An 18088-nucleotide genomic window follows, 5' to 3' on the forward strand; every position below is an offset into this window, starting at 1 on the left:
CACTAAAAAAATACCGCCCCTTGAATAGGAGCGGCATCGATCATTTCAAACATGTAAGGATCACTAATCCCGACGGTTTTACCTTCAGACGATGTGGCACCTTCTGAACTGCCAACGAAGCCATAGACACCAGATTTCCGCAACAATCATAAATCTCTACTACTCTGTTAGGTAACTCTCTGTCTACATCCAAAACCAGCTCTTGGTGTAGTGTCCCGTTCATAATGAATAACTTTTTATTGCCCAGCTCAACCACTTTCACGTATGGGCTACCAAAGACTGCCATGACTACTTTCGATGAATTTCGCGCTTGAACATTCGGATAGAGTAACTCGGGAGCTTCTGCACGTAACTCTCCAAATAAAAGCACGTCTCTGTTTTCTCTCCAAAACTTCAACCAGAACTTTGTCATTTCGATATGCTCCGGCGGTAATTTCTCGAAGCGCATCGATAACTGTGGAACCGCAAACAAAACATTAATGAGCTGTAGGGCCGCATTTTCAACCGTATCTTCCGGGCTCCACATCAACATATCTGAGTGAACAGCTGTGTTACCGGAGAACAACCGCAAATCGATCGTCCCCACCCGATTGGTAACGGCATCATTCGGACAATCGGCAACCCGAAATATGTTTCCAAACCTTCTCATAAAGGGGCCGATATACTTTTGACGAAATTCAATCATGACATCAGGTTTGCTGGCGTGTAACCGCGCGAAGATTCCTTCAAGCAAGCATTCAACCGCTTCCTGAACGGAGCCAAAATCTCTTCTCCCATCTTTTTCGAGGGCTTTGTCATTCGCTTTGTTCAAATCAAACTCATCTATAAAATCCAGCTTGAAGCCATCGACGCCCCATTCGTTCAGAGCAGTTTCATAAGTGGAAATCAAGTATTCCCGGACTTCCGGATATCTTGGGTCCAAAACACCTGCTTGCAGATGCTCTCGATAAACCAGCAGCTTATCTTTATAGGTATCCCATGCTTTCGAATACAAACCGATAAAAGGCATGCTATACCACAAGATGTATTTCATTCCCATAGCCTGAACTTTTTGCACATGTGCTTTCATGTTGCCGATCTTTTGATGTGCGACCTCCCAATCCCCGCAATAGGCATATCCTCTTTGGTTATCGGTTGTTTGCCATCCGTCATCCACGATTACGGTGTCGCATCCGATCTCTTTTGCCATTCTGCACTGTTCTTCGATCTCTTTATCTACGAGCTCTTGATGAAAAGAATACCATGTAGAATACATCGGGAATGTTGCCGCTTTGGGTATCATACATGGCCGATAGGCATCCATGCTCTCGTACCAATAGGATATGGCCTGAATCGCTTGTTCAAAAGGAATGTCTCTTTGATCAATACGAATGGTTCCCTCATACCTTTTCATCGGTTTGGAAGGCTCCGAAAAAAGCGTGATTTGACAGCGAATCGTTCCGTCCTCTTCACGGATCCCCATGTTAAAGTTGACAGTCTCGATTGCATTGGAATAAGCAATAGCGAGGCGATTACGTCCATCTGAACTGAGAAAGCAACCAACAGGCGCAACAACCGTACCTTTGGAGGAAAAGCCTTTACTCCAATCGACTCCGAGACTTTTGTTGCGAAAACTGCCAGGATGCCAGTACGCTTGTATATTGACCGCGGGGTAATGCCATGCGAGTTGAACCTGCGGAAACGAAATTTCCTCATCTGATTCGATTACGACATGTACATAGGAGATGTCACCGTCAGTACATTCGTTTTGCAATTTGACCCGAAGCACAGAATCATGATATGCCTCTATATGATGAACCATCTTCCTCCTCCTTTTTACGAATGATTTACTTGAATCCGGTAGTAGATGCTCCGTCCATGATGTATCGTTGAGCTAGGAAAAACACAAAGATGGGAGGAACGCAGATCAAGAGAGTCGTTGCCATGACGGATATGACATCCACATCGAACATCCCTTTAAACTGCATCAAGCCGAGCGTCAACGTATATTTGCTTTGATCGTTCAAGAAGATCAATGGGCCGAGGTAATCATTCCATGAATTGATCATCTGATACACGCCTCCCACTACAAGCACTGGAGACATCAACGGAAGTATGATCTTCAAGTAGATTTGCAGGGAGTTGGCGCCATCTATTCGTGCGGCATCTTCCAGTTCTTTTGGGATTGTCAACAGGTATTGTCTGAATAAAAAGATAAAAAAAGGACTTCCAAACCACGTCGGGACAATCAAAGGCAGCAATGTATCGATCCAACCGAGCGCATTAAATTCAATGTACTGAGGAATGGCTGTCACATCCCAGGGGATCATCATAGATGCCAAAAGAATCATGAATAACATATCTCTCCCCTTGAAGTCAAATCTGGCAAACCCATAAGCAACAAGTGACGAAGCGAGTAATTGTCCGATCACGCCTAGCCCTGTCACGATCACGGAATTGAGCAAAAAAGTCGTAAACGGCAGCTTGTTCCACGCCTCCAGAAAATTGCTGAAATGAAATTCGGAAGGGAACCATACGGGTGGATAAACAAACGCTTCTTGAGGTGACTTGACAGCCGTCAAAAACATCCAGATAAATGGAGCAAGAAATAAAAAGCTGAAAAAAAATAGTACGGAGTGAATCATCCATTTATAAACACGATTGGGTTGAATCATCGTACCTCCCCCTATGTTCGGTTTATTTCTTCCCTTTCCTTTCATTTTCGTTATACACCCAGGTTTTCGATGTTTTGAACAATACAAAAGTCAGTGACAAAATGAACAGGAACATAAACCAGGCATTTGCCGCTGAGTACCCCATCTTAAAATAACGGAATGCGTTCTCATAGACGTACATGGCGTAAAAATAAGTCGACCGCAACGGCCCGCCTTTGGTGATGACCAAAGCAAACGTAAGTTGCTGAAATGCACTGATGACCGCTGTGATTAGATTAAATAACATAGTTGGGCTGAGCATGGGCAGAGTGATGGAGAAGAATTTGGAAAAGACTCCAGCACCGTCTATCTCTGCTGCTTCATACAATTCTTTGGGGATGTTTTTCAGTCCAGATAGAAAAACCAGCATCATGACACCTTGCCCCCATAATCCCGCAAAAACAATGGCAAAGAGTGACCACTCCGGATCGCTTAACCAACGCGGACCTTCAATGCCGAACCATGACAGAATATAATTCAGAAGGCCGTATTCTCCGTCATAGACCCAGGCCCAGATAAGCGACAGCGAAACTCCTGCAATAACTGTCGGAAGATAAAAGATCGTTCGATACCAGGAGGAGCCTCCGACATTCTGATGTAATAGAAGGGCCAACAGCAACGATATCAAAATATTTAACGGAACCAGAATCGCAGCAAACTTGAAGGTAACCCCTAAGGACTCCCAAAAAATCGGATCATTCGTAAACATCTGCACGTAATTGTCAAAACCAATAAACTGGGGAGTACCGACTATTGGATAGTCAAAGAAACTGATGGCGAACGAAAACAAAAGAGGTCCCAGTGTAAAGGCTACAAATCCAATGATCCATGGGGAGATAAACAGGTAGGGTGTGAGATTCCCACGCCTTTTCTTTTGTGAAACAGCCATTTTCTCGATTCGTTCCCTCTTCTCGCTCGTCTGAATATTGGTCGAAATCATCTTGCAAGATCGCCCCTTTGTTACTTCGTTTCAACGAACTGATTCGAAATTTTCACCGCTTTATCCAAGGCGTGGTCTGCCTGGTCTTTTCCAAGTAAAACAGATGAAATGGCATAATCCAGATTTTTATCGATTTCGTTCCATTTTGCATGGAGAAGGAAAGCCGGTACCTCATCGCCTTTCTCTAACATGGAATAAAAGGGTTTGCGCAATGGGTCTTCTGCGACTTTTGTTTCCTTGGCGACACTTTTTAGCGCTGGCATGTCGCCCTTCCGTATTTTGGCTCCCTCTGTAGAGACAAAAAATTTGACGAACTCCCACGCAAGCTCAAGTTGCTTGGTATCCTTTGCTATGGATACTCCCGCCGAATGAATCACGCCTTTTACCGGCTTTCCAGGAAACGCGGGTAATTCCACCGTACCAAAATCGAGCCCCGCTTCCTTAAATCCCTCCAATGGCCAAATGCCGTTTTCGATCATAGCGATTTTGCCTGATTTAAAGCTCTCTGTGTATCTGTCGCTCTCCACTACGATGGCACTTCCGTCTTTAATCAAATCGCTAAATAGAGAGATCGCTTCTTTTGTTTCTTGGCTGTTCATGAACCCTTCCAGTTTCTTCCCATCCGGACTGATGAAATTTCCACCATTGCTCCAGACGAACTCTTGGAAGGCATAAGAATTGTCTTTTTGCTTCAAGACAAACCCGTATTGCTTTTTAGCTGGATTGGACAGCTGTTTAGCTGCCGAACGAAAATCATCCCATGTCCACCCTTCTGTTGGATAAGGAAGGCCTGCTTCATCGAAAAGTTTTTTATTGTAGTAAATGACACGGGTTACAAAGCCAACGGGTAATCCGTACGAGCTCCCTTCAAACTTGTGGTAGTTAAAGATGTTTTCATAGAAGTCCTCCGTGATGGACTTGGCAGCCGTATCCTTTGCAAGTAAATCATTCATGGGCAGAAGAGACTGATAATAGGTAGGATAATTCCACATATACATCACATCCGGCGGGTTTTTCGTACCAAAGGAGGCGGCAATTTTATCGTCATATCCTTCCGCATAGGATTCCACTTGGACTTTGACATGGGGGTTTTTCTGTTCAAACAGCTTCGCAATTTCTTGTTCATACTTCAAGCTCTCCCCAGTGTCCCAGGTAGCGAATCGAAGCGTAACCTGATTCGACGAGGGTGAAGCCATTTCATTGCTGCAAGCGGATACAAAAATTGAGGAAAGTAATAGAACGCAAACGATGGTCGATACGAATTTCTTCATGTAGTCTCCTCCTCGGGATAAAAAATTGTTGCGTTTAATATGTAGTGAATTTTCTGATAAAACATGTTACTTTAATCTTAAATCCCGCTTAAACGGCTATCAATCGTAATAAAGTGTGATCGGAGGGTAATATATTGCTGTATTTGATCAGTAAGAAAAACAACTATGGAAGCTACGGCTTTCGTTTTCAGGATGATTCTCGAAATGAAACAGCCAATATTTGGTCAATTGGATGGCAAAGGCAAACTTCCGCCAGTTACGATTGGGATGGCTTAAATCGAAGCGATGTCGGGACATATGTCTTCCAATACACCATCTCGGGGAGCGGACGACTGGATATCGGGGAAAAGTCATACCCATTACGGGCAGGAAAAACCTTTCTGGTGGAAGTACCTAGCTGTCATCGATACTATTTTTCCGGAGAAAGTGATCACTGGGAATTTGTTTACATCACGCTTGTTGGCAGCCAAGCTACTGAATGCTGGGAGTACATACAAGCGAACGGGGGGCCTGTCTTATCGATTCCACCAGAAGCGAAGCTCATCCAGCTTTTGCTCAAGATTTACCAGGAAGTTTGTGAAAAACGCGTGACTGATCTTTACTGTTCTTCAGCAAAAGCATATGAGTTCGTCATGGAGTGTTATCGATTTATGAAAAATATAGATAATCCTAGCAAGCAGGTACCGGATCGGATTTCGGAAGCCGTTTGTTTTATCCAAGCTCATTACAAGGAAACCATATCGCTGGGAGACATCGCAAACGCTGCAGGATTATCTAGATACTACCTCATCCATCTATTTCGCGAATATTTGAATACGACTCCCCTTCAATACATCACCAAGCTTCGGATTGAAAAAGCAATGGATTTGCTTACCCAAACGAACCTCTCCGTCAATGACATTGCACTGGCGATCGGATACGCAAATGCCAACTATTTCAACAAAGTGTTCAAAAAGCTCATTGGGACATCCCCCGGCCAATTTCGAGAATGCAAAAACAGCTTGCCGACCACCCATATTCTGATCGAGTAAGTGAACAGGAAGAAACCCGACAAAAAAGCTGTCGGGTTGTTATTTGCCTTGTTATGAAAATTGCGGGAGCCACTCCCCGTGGGCTTCAATTAAATCATCGCATAAAGACACAATGTCATCGATGGATAATTCTGAAGCGGTATGAGGATCGAGTAGTGCTGCATGATAAATGTGCTCCTTTTTCCTTGTAATAGCTGCTTCAATTGTCAAAAGCTGCGTATTGATGTTCGTGCGATTGAGAGCGGCCAACTGCTCAGGAAGTTCCCCAACATACGTAGGGGTAACACCGTTTCCATCTACCAGGCAAGGTACTTCTACACAAGCCTTTTCCGGTAGATTGCTGATGAGTCTTCCCGTATTCAAAACATTACCACCTATCGTAAATGGCTTGTTCGTTTCCATTGCTTCGATGATGTATGATGCGTATTCTAGGGTGCGAGCGTGACTGATTTGCTTGTTGTTCACCAAGTCTTCTCGCATGGCTGTCCATTTGTTTATTTGTTCTACGCAGCGTCTCGGATATTCGTCCAACGGAATATGAAAGCGTTCGATCAGCTCTGGATAACTGCCTTTTATAAAGTATGGGTGGTACTCCGCATTATGTTCCGAGGATTCTGTCACATAGTAACCAAAGCGAAGCATGAGCTCAAAGCGAACCATGTCATCGTGTCTGGCCTTCTGTTTTTCCGCTGCACGCCGTTTTATCTCCGGATACAGGTCTACCCCATCTCTCGTGATCTCCAGCAACCATGCCATATGGTTGATCCCCGCAATTTTATACTGAAGATTGTCTGTTTCCATTCCTAGTGACTTTAGTAAATAAGGTGCGCATACTTGCACACTATGGCAAAGCCCCACTGCTTTAATCCCGCCAAAACGAATCAATGTACCCGTCAATGCAGCCATGGGATTCGTATAGTTGAGAAACCAGGCATTCGGGCAAACTTCCTCCATATCACGTGCAAAATCAAGTAATACTGGTATCGTTCTCAAATTTCTGAAAATACCACCAATACCCACGGTGTCTGCGATCGTTTGTTGTAGACCATAACGTTTGGGGATTTCGAAGTCGGTAATGGTACAAGGGTCATAACCACCGATCTGTACGGCGTTTATCACGTATTTCGCTCCGCGCAATGCTTCCTTTCTGTCGGTATAGGCTTTGACCGTCACCTCTCTACCAGTACTTTCCTTTAAATTGTTCAACATACTCTCAGAGTCTTTAAGCCTTTGGGGATCAATATCGTATAGGGCAAACTCAGAGCCTTCTAACGCAGAAACATGCATGCAGTCTCCTAATACATTCTTGGCAAAAACAGTACTTCCCGCTCCTAAAAAAGTGATTTTTGGCATGACTACCCCCCTAACGGATTTGCAATGCAAGATATTTGGATTCATGAAATGGTATGATTTGTACATTCTTAGCGTAATGGAGCAAAAAGTCACCAGCAAGGGTAAAAAAACCGTATCCAACGGTAAAAAATTGCTGTATACATGCCAGTTCCAGACCAGAGAATGAGAAGCGTGCTCTCCATACCTTCCCAATTTTTTTGAGTCGCTGCCTCAAAGTGAATACAAGTCGGATTATGTAAGGCAAGCTTAAGTCCAAACAGAAACCACCTGACCATTTCTGGAGGTGGTTTCTGTGATGTCTAGCACCCTTTCTATTAGCTCGATTCTTATTGAGGGCTTTCCTCAGAAGCCATGGCACTGGCCTTTGTCTCATGAACGGTGCCAAAGGGATGTTGCGGTGGCGCATAGATGGAATATACCTTAAGCGGCGTGTTACCTGTATTGATAATATTGTGCCATGTGCCCGCGGGAACCATGATGGCATCGTTATCATTGACTCTTCGTTCAAAATCTAAATGATCTTGGCGATCTCCCATCCGAACAAGTCCCTGACCTTCTTCCACTCGGATGAATTGATCCGTATTCGGATGATTTTCTAAACCAATGTCGTCTCCAACGTTTATGCTCATTAGTGTTACCTGCAAGTGCTTCCCTGTCCATAATGCCGTACGAAATGTGTTGTTTTGCTTTGTCGCTTGCTCAATATTCACGACAAAAGGCTTTGGTCCATAATCTCTCAATTCGATGGTATTCTGATAACGATTCCAGTATCGATTCCCATTCGCATGGCTATAGCTGTAATAATCAGGACTCCATCCATAGTGAAAATGGTTGTTATTCCAGCCGGCAAGCACGGGATAATACCATTGATAGTGATGGTAATAGTTGTTGTACATCTCGATCTCCTCTCCAGTGTAAAGGATTTACCCTTTAGCCTATGTGGCTACCTGATGACAGGTAACTATTCTGAAGAGCGATTTCAGCTAGTTCTTCACAACGATCACATTCTTCCTTGCCAATACTGTCGTTATGTTTGGTTGCCTGTCAGCCTTTCACGAGTATCAATTTCCACGCCGGATAATCGTTTTGTAAAAGTCGCTCGCCAATTTGAGGACAGCTCCTCTACTTCCAATAGCTTTTTCATACCATCGATATTGTCTTTTTCTTGATGCATGATTCGGTTTGCATAAGAGACCGTTATCGCTTTTGGATGACTAGAAAGTCTTATTAATCCATCCGTATGAGATACAAGCCCTTCTTTTAGCACGCGAAAATAATAACCAGTATAGCCGGTCTCTTGTACCTTAACCAACATTTCAGGTACACCGTAACGGACAGACAATTTGTAACAGGGCTGTCTCGGTTGACTAATCTGCACGACCGCTTCCCCTAGCTGAAAGGTATCACCGATACAAACATCCGTTTCTACTAATCCCCGGATCGTCAGATTTTCTCCGAATGCACCGATTGGAAGTTCCCTCTGCAATTGGGCCTCCCAAAATGGATAATGCTCATAGGGATAGACGCATACAGCCTTTTCCTTCCCTCCATGGTGGACAAGATCTGCTTGCCCATCTCCCTCCAAGTTTAAAAAGGATAAATAAAGAGCTTTTGTGGTCGGGGTTTTGTAAATGCCGGTAGAAACCGCTTTGTTTTGATACTGTACCTGTTTGGGTTTCCCTACATTTATCGATAGGATTTCGATATTCACAAGCGATCACCTCATGCTTTCATAGATGTGCGCATGGCACACTACATTCATATCATTTCATAATGGTTTATCTTATAATAATAGGAAAATCCTATTGTTCGTTCATAAATCGCCGGGGAGATGGTCTTTTTGGAGCTCAAGCAATTAGAATATTTTATGGCACTGTGCCAGGAGTTAAATTTTACTCGTGCAGCTGAGAAATTGGGCATTGCGCAGCCTTCACTCAGTCAGCAAATTCGTCTGCTTGAGCATGAAATCGGCATGCCTTTGTTTGATCGCATCGGCAAACGAACGGTTATGACGGAAGCAGGCAAAACATTGCTTCACCATAGCTACCAGGTGTTTCATGAGTTGTCACAGGCACGGGCAGCGATTAGCGAGCTGCAAGGCTTAAGCAGAGGCGCATTAAAGATTGGCGTACTGCTGACGGTTGTCAATTACTTGCTCCCGCCTACTGTTATCGAGTTTCACCAGCGTTATCCGAAGGTAGAATTGTCTGTTTTCGGGTTGAGAACTGGTGATATTTATGAAGGACTTTTGAGAAACGAACTCGATCTGGGGATTGTTTTTTTACCGATGGAGCATGACGATCTGGAAACCATTCCGCTCTATACAGAAAATCTGGCCATTGGCGTACCAGTGGGTCATCCGCTCGCGAAGGAACCGTTTGTTTCCCTTGCGATTTTGAAAGAAACCCCCTCCATTTTATTGCCCAACACGTACTTTTTGCGTCAGTTGATTGACGAAAGATGTAAGGAGCTGGGCTTCTCTCCACAGCCTGTTTTGGAGATGACCACAATGGAATCGATTACGAATATGGTCGGGCAAGGTGTCGGTGTCACGGTTCTTTCGAAAGGCTACCTCGACTATATCGATGATAAACGGATTCGCACGATTCCGATCCAACAGCCAAATATTACGGCGCAAATCGGTATCGTTTACCGAAAAAACAAGTATTTATGTGCGGCAAGCCGAGTTTTTATGGAACAGTTAATTGCCACGGTAAAACGCGATGATGTTCGCTGATGCGGGAGTCAAGATCAGTTTATGACGAGACGAATCATTGTTCAATAGTATCGTTGTTATCATTTCGATAGGGAATGCCTATCATTATTTAGTCATCAATTACATCTGAATAAAACCTTTGAACGCTTCAACAAATTCTCTATACACGTCTTTTTCGAAGGTTAATGGCGGAACATGGATCGGTTTTGACATGTCCACGCCATATCCGAACGTTTTCCAAATGATGTAATTCTCCCCCTCCTCTACATTCGTGGCGACAACTGTACAAGAGAAATCCATGTCATCCGAACAAACTAAAATAGGAAGAGCTACATTTATAAAAGAAAGCAATTCAAGGACTCTTTGCTGATCCCGATTATCAAAAAGCCCGATAGGTGGGACCAATAAATCAAAAGAACGACTCTGCGTATTTTGATTCAAATAGTCATTCAAAGTGATGTCATTGATTGTAATGACATATTGGGGATGCTGAAAACCCTTCATCTGATCTTGGCGTATTCCGATTTTGCTATGTATGTATTTATGGGACTTTCCCACTTTGAGCACCTCCGTCAAGAATGACTCTTTGTTTTGACTCCCTTTCATTTTACAGGTTCATGAACCAGAACACTATGAGAAACGAAGGCTCTGAGAATGCACGCCCACAGAGCCCTAGCGTTCATCGTTCATGTCATCCATCCATTCCCGCTTTTTTCAACAAAACATGAACAATCACGCCTCTTTCCGTGGAAGGAGCAATGGAGATGCTTCCCTCGTGATCTGCAACAATTGCTTGGGCGATGGCCAGACCGATCCCGCTTCCTCCCCTTTTTCGCGTACGGGATTTGTCTACGCGATAAAATCGTTTAAAAAGATGGGGAATCTCCTTTGCCTGAATACCGATCCCCGTATCCTCTACCACAATGTGCACGGCCTCTTCATCCCCATATGCTCGTACACTCACTTGTCCTTCATCTGTGTATTTCCGTGCATTGTCCAAAAGGATGTCCAATAACTGTCGAATCCGCTCTCGATCCATGAAAAGGACAAGAGCTTCTTCCCATTCAAACAGCAGCTTAATTTGTGGAGGGAAAATGGGTACCCATGCTTGCTTTACTTCCAGTAACAGAGGAGTTAATGGCTGCATGACCTTCGTTGAGCCTACTTGTGAGGCATGCTGCAGTTTGGCTAGTGACAACAGGTCATCGATGAGTTTGAAAAGTCGTTTACACTCCTGCTCCACAGCAGCGAGTGCTTCGTCCCTTACTTCTGGTTTGTGCTGCCCCCATCTTTGCAGAAGACTTACATACCCTTCAATAATCGAGAGCGGTGTTCGCAATTCGTGAGAGGCATCTGTGACGAATCGCTGCTGATAGACCATTGCTTCTTCCATACGATCTAACAACAGATTAAAGGCATGGATTAGCTCGTAGATTTCAGTCTCTACGTGATGATGGTGAATTCGCTGGGAGAGACGTTGAGGGAAAATGGAATGGATTTGCTGGATAAGATGATCGAGAGGCTTCAATCCCCAGTTACTCAACCAGTAGCCTCCAATCGCCGAAAGAAGCAAAGTAAAAAAGGACGAGAGAAAAAGAATCGTGAGCAAGATCGAAAAATACCATTCAAGCGCCTCAGTCGTAGTAGAAATTTGCACAAACAAAAGCTCGGATGTAAACGGCAGCTGTACAGGCTCTTTCGCGACCAAGGTCCTTTCATAATAGTCTTCCGGGTCTTTTCTCCAATTGGCTCCCTGTATCGAAGCGATTTCCTTGCCGTTTTGATCGCTGATGGTAATGGATTGATTGACGTCAGCGTAATTGGTTAACAGACGCGTCAGGTAGGGAATCTTCAACGATGCTTCTTCGGTGATTTCTGTTTTCAAATCGGCTGCGATGGCCGTCGCTTTCTGATTGAGTAATTTTTGCTCATGTTGATGGACGAGATTAGAGGTGCTGAAAAAAATAAAAATAGACAAAAAGAGAAGCAAAACCAGCATGCCAGAGCTAAAAAACAGTGTCAGTCTCCATTTGAGTGAGTATCTGCGAGGTGTAAGCACTGCGTTCTCCTTTTAATCTCGTAGTGTATAGCCGATTCCTCGGACGGTATGTATCAGCTTGACGGATGGATCACTTTCAATTTTGTTCCGCAAATACCGGATATACACATCCACAATGTTGGTATTCCCCATAAAGTCAAACCCCCAAACGGCTGTGAGAATTTGCTCTCGCGAGACCGCTTGCTCCTTGTTTTGAACCAGATAATAAAGCAAATCAAACTCGCGTGGGGTCAACATGATTTCCTCTTCATCGAGGAACACTCGCCGCGCGTTAGGCTGGATACGCAATCGGCCAACCACTATCTCCTGGTTTGCTTTTGATTCCCGCTGACGCAATAAGACTCGAATCCGGGCAAACAACTCCTCGATGGCAAACGGCTTTGCCAAATAGTCATTGGCTCCACTGTCTAATCCCGTCACGATATCCGGAACCTCTCCACGAGCCGTGATCATGATAATAGGGACATCTTTGGTTTCCCGAATTCGTCGGCATAATTCTATCCCCGATAATTCGGGCAGCATGACATCCAGGAGGATGAGGTCGTACTCAATCGTCAGTGCCTTTTCTAATCCGGAAAGTCCGTCGTATTCAATATCCGTCGAAAATCCCTCATTCTCCAACTCCAATTGTAAGTATCTTGCCAAGTTATGTTCATCTTCAACAAGCAGCAAATAGCCTTTTCCATCTGGCGTAGGCATGGATATCATCTCCGTTTGAATATCTTACCAACAGTTTTCTCAGGAAACTCTCATGAAATTCTACCGGGAATCTTAGTTTTGTTGTGTACGATAAGACCGTGGATGAGGAACACACAACATGATCAACCATTCAGAAGGAGGAACATCATGACAAAGCGAACCTGGAAAGGTACCACTACTACGGTCGTAGCTATTCTAATGGGAACTTCTCTTCTCATGAGCGGACAAGCCTACGCGGCTTCCGAGACAAGTCTCATCTCCACAGCTGCACATACTCCGGATAAACAGCAGGAAAAACATAAGTATGACCAGAACCTGCAACAGATTATCGAAAAATCAGTTGAAAATCAGAGCATGAAACAGTTTGATAATGAGCAATATGGTCAGATGGTGCAAGATGGTATGAATAACGACCTGACTGCCACTGAGGAAAGTACCACTGATGGTAGCCAGAATAAACAGATAGTTAGTAAAACGGCTCCCTCTTCCGACATTGCTGATCAGGTCATTTCAGAAGGAATGAAGTATAAAGGCGTCCCTTATAAATTTGGTTCCAGTAAAAAAACAACGCGTACATTTGATTGCTCTTCCTTTACACAGCGAGTGTTTAAAGAGGTCGGAGTAAGTCTGCCACGAGACTCACGTCAACAGTCTAAAGTCGGTCAAAAAGTCTCGAAGGATCAACTGCAAAAAGGAGATCTTGTTTTCTTCCACAGCTACGGCAGCTCGTCTTCTCGCATTACCCATGTTGCCATCTACGCTGGGGACAATAAGCTGCTGCATACGTACGGTAAACCTGGAGTTACAACAACCAATTTCAAGGGGACTTCTTGGGAAAAACGTTTTGAGGTCGGAAGACGTGTGATTTAATCATTTTCTTGGACTCAACAAAAAAGGCTGCTGAGAGCTACAGCAGCCTTTTTCATATCTCTTCAAAACTAGTGGCCTGATTCGCTCTTTGCAAACTACAAAAACTCTGTCACAATGACACCTCCCTGATTGTCGCCAGAAAGCACATATTTCCCATTGGTCGGCACTTGAATCATGATACTAGTCGCCACTGGATCATAATAAATTTTGTAGTCGCCACCATTTATCGTCCCTGACACTTCCTTTGCCTCCCGCAAGTATTTCACGTACTCCTCCAAGGTTAACTGGCGCTCTTGCATAATGGCGCTGTGCGGCAAACCTACAAATCGGTAATGCATAGGATTGTAAGGAACGCCCGTGATTGTGACCTTTTCCTTCGGATAGCGCAAAATAAACCCGTATTTCCAGGCGTTTTCTTGTAGCCATTTCCCTTCTGGGGATGGGTCGATTTTCATTTGTGTGGATGCAACGTCCAAGGCTGTACCCAGATGATGTTCGGTAAAACAATCTGGCAATACATCGTCGTCATGTCCCTTCTCTTCAGCCAGTTTTCCCGGTTTTTCCAAGCTTCGATAGCCGCTTTTGATCATAAAATCCTTTACATTATCACTGCTTGCTGCATGGACCATCTCGTTGAACGCCTTCGCTGTGTTCTCAGACAATTCAATGGAATTGTCTTGCAAGCGATAGCCCTCCACTAAATAGTTGTGCGAAGACAAAAGGATCACATCGGATGGCACCGCCTCTGCACGGATCGGTGCCTTCTTGTTGACCAATAACAGATCGCCCTGATAAATCTGGTCTTTTTCAACTCGAATCGCTTTGTATTTCGGGAAAGCTGCAGCATCCGGCTCTTTTGGTTCCCATAAATCATCTATGAGTGGCCACAAGAATGGATAACCGAACAACAATAAAAGAATACCTACTAAGAGAAATCTCTTTTTCATTTCCACTTCCTCCATTGTTCAAACACACGTTATTCTTTTTTACTACGATGGTACTAGGCAATGTTAAATGAAATCGTACTCAAAAGATAAAGTTTTCCTTAAATCATTTTGTTGCAAACAAACAGAAAATTCCCGCAGTACCCCTATCTAACCCGAGAGTTTTGCGAAAGAAAGCTGAAACGTTGTCAGATATTCCTCGTCAAATGGAGTGAAACTTCAAAAATTGACGAGGTGGCTACCATGAATATCAGAAAAAATATGATCTCTCTTTCGTTGCTTGCATTGTTCACTGTGTCATTCGCCCAACCAAGCTTTGCTGCAACGACTCCTTTTACGGATCTTGGCCAATCGGGAGCGAAGGATAAAATTCTTTCCTTACAGCAACAAGGTGTAATAAAAGGCGTAGATGATAGCAAATTTGCACCGAACGAAACGATTACAGCTGCTCAAGGTATTCAACTGATGGTAAATGCCTTTGATTTGAGTCTGGCAGCGGTCACTTTTGTAAAGGCGCCACAAGCGACTGACTATTTTTCCAAAGCAGATAACGATGCTTGGTATGCCGAGAGTCTGATCATAGCGGCAGTGAACGGATTGGAATTACCGAATGATCTCGATCCGAATGCGGAATGGACCAGAGAGCAGTTCATTCACCAGCTAATGAAAGTCATGGAGACCAAAGGTAATCTGCCCATGATCAAACTAGTACCAGTGGAAATCCGAGATGATGAAGAACTCACCGTGGATTACCAAGGCTCCATTCAACGAGCTTTGGCAAGAGATATTATCAAATTGGATAAGGAAAACAAGCTCCATCCGAAAAAGGCTGTCACTCGCGAAGAGGCAGCCGAAATGATTTATAATGCCCTTGCGTATTTGAAAAGTCATAAGCCTCTGAACTAAAATGAAAAAAATGCAGCGATCCTCGTGAGAGGGGCTGCATTTTTTTGTTTACTTAACCAGTAATCATCTGATTCACTTGCCCGGTTATCAACAGCATTGCTTGCAAAACGGGCATCATGCTAACAAGATCAGGCGAATGGAAGCGTACCGTGCGTCCGTCGATGAGCTCCATTCCTGGCATCCAGCTGACTGCTGTGGCAAATTGTGATTTTGTAAACTCGACTTCTATTGTATTCTCTCCTTTTTGCGCAAGCGGTTTAACTGTACGGCGATGGAGCAATGCTTCTTTTGCTTGCTGACGGATCAGCTCTCTCGCACGAACGGGATGCATCGCTTGCGACGAGAGTCCTGTAATTCCTGTTTTCACAGCGACCGTAAAGACTCCAGGGATATCTTCTTCCACCTCTTTCGCCGTTTGGGAATCGCCAGTAACGAGTACGACCGGGACACCAAAGGCTCCCGCAATAGCTGCATTTAACCCTGCTTCGCCCACTTCTTTACCATTTAAGATAAGCCGATGGATAGCAAGGCCAGACAATGTATGATTGAGTACCGCATCTCCTGTCCCTGCTTTTCCATGATAACCGATGAAAAATGCGGCATCGCAGCTACTGTCGATCCCCTGCATCATACAGAGAGGCTTGAAAAAACCACGGGTGACATCTGCCTGTGGATGCAATTCTTCCAGGATGATATTGTTCATCGGCCCATGAGATTCATTGACAATAATTTGGGTGGCTCCTGCTTCCAATGCTCCCTCAATCGCCGCATTCACATCTTGGGTTAACAGTCTTCTCCCCGCTTCGTAATGTCTGCGACCAGGGATCACATCCTCCCATTCACTTAATCCAGAGATCCCTTCCATGTCCAACGAAATAAACACCTTCATGTGAAACTGCCCCCTATCTTTGATTAGATTGCTTTCGGCATTTGGCGCGAACCAAACGCCAAGCGCTTGATCTCACCCTCTGGGTGGCGAACAAAGCGGATGAGTGTATCAATGTTGTGGCGCGTGAACAGAAACGTATCTTCGCCAACGGGACGCAGTGGGAACACATCACTGCCTAGAACGAGTACAAGCTGGCTCTGTGCTTCATCAAATCTGATCTCTACTGCGTCTCCTTCTCCTGATTTATATGTACCAGGACATTGTTGCAAGTAAGCAAGCGGCACTTCATATTCGGGAAATGTGGCGAACTGCGTCTCGAGCGAGCGACCGAACATACTGTTCAACAGTCCTAAGGTCAGATTGGAAATAGGGGCATCATCCATGTTGGTCAAAAGAATGCCAGTTACTCCCGCCTCTGGGACGATGATCATTTGCGCGGTCATCCCTTTTAAGCCGCCGGTATGGGTAAGTAAGGTGTAATCTTCGGAAAATGGAAACACGCCGAGTCCGTAACCATAGCTGCGGCTCAAATCAACACGGACATGAGGGGCAATCATTTGTGAGGCGCTATCTCCCGAGATGATTCTCGCTCTATTTGAAAGCCCGCCTGTCCGATAAACATCCGCATAGCGAAGCATGTCACGTGCGGTCGATTTAAGGAAGCCTGCTGCACGCATGGAGGGAGCATCCCACCAACCTGGGGAACGTACTACTTCAAGAACACCATCTTTCATGCGACGTGTGTACAGCATGGTAGTATTGTTGTCCTCACCTAATTCCTCTACATGAAAAACCGTTCGTTCCATGCCAATTGGCTGTAAAATATGCTCTTGGACATAGGCTTCGTATGGTTTACCGCTGGCGCGCTCAATAATCGCCCCAAGCAAGCCAAAAGCTTCGTTGGAATAGCTGAATTCTGTCCCAGCAGGTCCCAACAATTCAAAGGGCAGCTTCTCTATATACGCCATGAGGTCTTCGAAGGTATCGATTGGGTGTTTACATTGGTCTTCAAAATGGTGAAGTAATTCGTCTGCTGTCGGATCGGCTTGTAAGCTGGGTAGCATAGCTGGAATGAGAGATGGAAGTGGTGGAAATCCGAGGGTGTGTGTCATGAAATGATGAATGGTAATGCTTTTCGTTTGGGCTTCATCCGGCGTTCGAAACTCAGGCAAATAGGTGATTACCGGATCATGTACGGAAAGCTTTCCTTCTTCCTGAAGCTGCATGATCGCCATGCATGTAAACGACTTCGTAATCGATCCGATCCCAAATACCGTATCCAGATCGATGGGAGCTAGTTTTTCACGGTCCCGAAAACCAAACGCTTTTTCATAAGTGAGTTCTCCGTCCTTGGCTACAGCAATGATCGCACCAGGAACCTGAAAATCATCCATTAGCCTTTGGACGTATGCTTCGAACGCCGCTTCCCACTCCTTCATCTTCATGTCACGCCTCCTTTGGTTCATTTCTTACAAACAGGAAAGTAATTTCAGGCTTAATCTGAAGTATATACTTCAAAAAAGTAAGGATATGAAGTTCATGCACTAGTAGAATTATAAGCGGCAGATGAAAAAACGACAACATTTAATTCTGAAAATAACTAATTTTCACAACAAAAAGTAATCAAATAAAAATGGCCCCTCGTCTTGTTGACGCCAGGCCCCGAAATGTCGCTGGTCAAATTCGATCATTCGTTGTTTTAGTAATGAGCGTTGCT

General features: G+C 44.5%; 17 protein-coding genes. 4 read left to right on the top strand and 13 right to left on the bottom strand.

The window, feature by feature from the left end; genetic code table 11:
- Nucleotides 1-40: 40 nt before the first annotated feature.
- The 4 genes from HP401_RS00465 to HP401_RS00480 all read right to left on the bottom strand — a co-directional run bounded on the left by HP401_RS00465 (nt 41) and on the right by HP401_RS00480 (nt 4904).
- Nucleotides 41-1801 (bottom strand): glycoside hydrolase family 36 protein, encoded by a 1761-nt coding sequence (locus HP401_RS00465; RefSeq protein ID WP_173603670.1) that lies wholly within the window; start codon nt 1799-1801, stop codon nt 41-43.
- Nucleotides 1802-1826: 25 nt separating this feature from the next.
- A complete protein-coding gene (locus tag HP401_RS00470) occupies nt 1827-2654 on the bottom strand; it encodes a carbohydrate ABC transporter permease (protein WP_173603671.1) in 828 nt (275 codons plus the stop codon).
- A gap of 22 nt (nt 2655-2676) precedes the next feature.
- Nucleotides 2677-3582: a carbohydrate ABC transporter permease gene (locus HP401_RS00475; protein WP_375140424.1), complete on the bottom strand. Its 906-nt coding sequence runs from the start codon at nt 3580-3582 to the stop codon at nt 2677-2679.
- Nucleotides 3583-3653: 71 nt separating this feature from the next.
- Nucleotides 3654-4904 carry an ABC transporter substrate-binding protein gene (locus tag HP401_RS00480; RefSeq protein WP_173603673.1) on the bottom strand — a complete coding sequence of 417 codons (1251 nt, stop codon included), beginning with the start codon at nt 4902-4904 and terminating at the stop codon, nt 3654-3656.
- A 134-nt stretch (nt 4905-5038) separates the two neighbouring features.
- On the opposite strand from HP401_RS00480, the gene HP401_RS00485 reads away from it, so the two are divergent.
- Nucleotides 5039-5935, top strand: coding sequence for an AraC family transcriptional regulator (locus HP401_RS00485; protein WP_173603674.1), 897 nt, complete (start codon nt 5039-5041; stop codon nt 5933-5935).
- A gap of 51 nt (nt 5936-5986) precedes the next feature.
- On the opposite strand, the gene melA is transcribed toward HP401_RS00485, so the two are convergent.
- The 3 genes from melA to HP401_RS00500 all read right to left on the bottom strand — a co-directional run bounded on the left by melA (nt 5987) and on the right by HP401_RS00500 (nt 8999).
- Nucleotides 5987-7288, bottom strand: a complete 1302-nt coding sequence (melA, locus tag HP401_RS00490; RefSeq protein WP_173603675.1) for an alpha-glucosidase/alpha-galactosidase — start codon at nt 7286-7288, stop codon at nt 5987-5989.
- Nucleotides 7289-7614: 326 nt separating this feature from the next.
- Nucleotides 7615-8184: a cupin domain-containing protein gene (locus HP401_RS00495; protein ID WP_173603676.1), complete on the bottom strand. Its 570-nt coding sequence runs from the start codon at nt 8182-8184 to the stop codon at nt 7615-7617.
- Nucleotides 8185-8315: 131 nt separating this feature from the next.
- Complete coding sequence (locus tag HP401_RS00500; RefSeq protein ID WP_173603677.1) at nt 8316-8999, bottom strand: MOSC domain-containing protein; 684 nt, start codon at nt 8997-8999, stop codon at nt 8316-8318.
- A gap of 129 nt (nt 9000-9128) precedes the next feature.
- Between HP401_RS00500 and HP401_RS00505 the strand changes: the two genes are divergently transcribed.
- Complete coding sequence (locus tag HP401_RS00505) at nt 9129-10025, top strand: LysR family transcriptional regulator (RefSeq protein WP_173603678.1); 897 nt, start codon at nt 9129-9131, stop codon at nt 10023-10025.
- Nucleotides 10026-10124: 99 nt separating this feature from the next.
- Here HP401_RS00505 and HP401_RS00510 read toward each other — a convergent pair whose 3' ends face one another.
- From HP401_RS00510 to HP401_RS00520, 3 genes are all read right to left on the bottom strand, one after another.
- A complete protein-coding gene (locus tag HP401_RS00510) occupies nt 10125-10562 on the bottom strand; it encodes a hypothetical protein (RefSeq protein WP_173603679.1) in 438 nt (145 codons plus the stop codon).
- Between the two features lie 133 nt (nt 10563-10695).
- On the bottom strand, nt 10696-12063 hold the full coding sequence (locus HP401_RS00515) for a sensor histidine kinase (RefSeq protein WP_173603680.1): 1368 nt from the start codon (nt 12061-12063) through the stop codon (nt 10696-10698).
- A gap of 12 nt (nt 12064-12075) precedes the next feature.
- The gene (locus HP401_RS00520; protein WP_064199512.1) at nt 12076-12762 is read right to left on the bottom strand and encodes a response regulator transcription factor; all 687 of its coding nucleotides are present in this window, start codon (nt 12760-12762) and stop codon (nt 12076-12078) included.
- A gap of 147 nt (nt 12763-12909) precedes the next feature.
- Between HP401_RS00520 and HP401_RS00525 the strand changes: the two genes are divergently transcribed.
- Nucleotides 12910-13632: a C40 family peptidase gene (locus HP401_RS00525; RefSeq protein WP_173603681.1), complete on the top strand. Its 723-nt coding sequence runs from the start codon at nt 12910-12912 to the stop codon at nt 13630-13632.
- Between the two features lie 95 nt (nt 13633-13727).
- Here the strand turns inward: HP401_RS00525 and HP401_RS00530 are convergent, their stop codons facing one another.
- Nucleotides 13728-14579, bottom strand: coding sequence for a M15 family metallopeptidase (locus tag HP401_RS00530; protein ID WP_173603682.1), 852 nt, complete (start codon nt 14577-14579; stop codon nt 13728-13730).
- 240 nt (nt 14580-14819) lie between these two features.
- Between HP401_RS00530 and HP401_RS00535 the strand changes: the two genes are divergently transcribed.
- Nucleotides 14820-15482 carry an S-layer homology domain-containing protein gene (locus tag HP401_RS00535; RefSeq protein WP_173603683.1) on the top strand — a complete coding sequence of 221 codons (663 nt, stop codon included), beginning with the start codon at nt 14820-14822 and terminating at the stop codon, nt 15480-15482.
- Nucleotides 15483-15534: 52 nt separating this feature from the next.
- Here the strand turns inward: HP401_RS00535 and HP401_RS00540 are convergent, their stop codons facing one another.
- Both HP401_RS00540 and HP401_RS00545 read right to left on the bottom strand, forming a co-directional pair.
- Nucleotides 15535-16371: a M55 family metallopeptidase gene (locus HP401_RS00540; protein WP_173603684.1), complete on the bottom strand. Its 837-nt coding sequence runs from the start codon at nt 16369-16371 to the stop codon at nt 15535-15537.
- Nucleotides 16372-16394: 23 nt separating this feature from the next.
- Nucleotides 16395-17816 carry a serine hydrolase domain-containing protein gene (locus HP401_RS00545; RefSeq protein ID WP_173603685.1) on the bottom strand — a complete coding sequence of 474 codons (1422 nt, stop codon included), beginning with the start codon at nt 17814-17816 and terminating at the stop codon, nt 16395-16397.
- Nucleotides 17817-18088 lie beyond the last annotated feature (272 nt).

Origin of the sequence: Brevibacillus sp. HB2.2, assembly GCF_013284275.1 — a bacterium.
Classification (GTDB): Bacteria; Bacillota; Bacilli; order Brevibacillales; family Brevibacillaceae; genus Brevibacillus; species Brevibacillus brevis_D.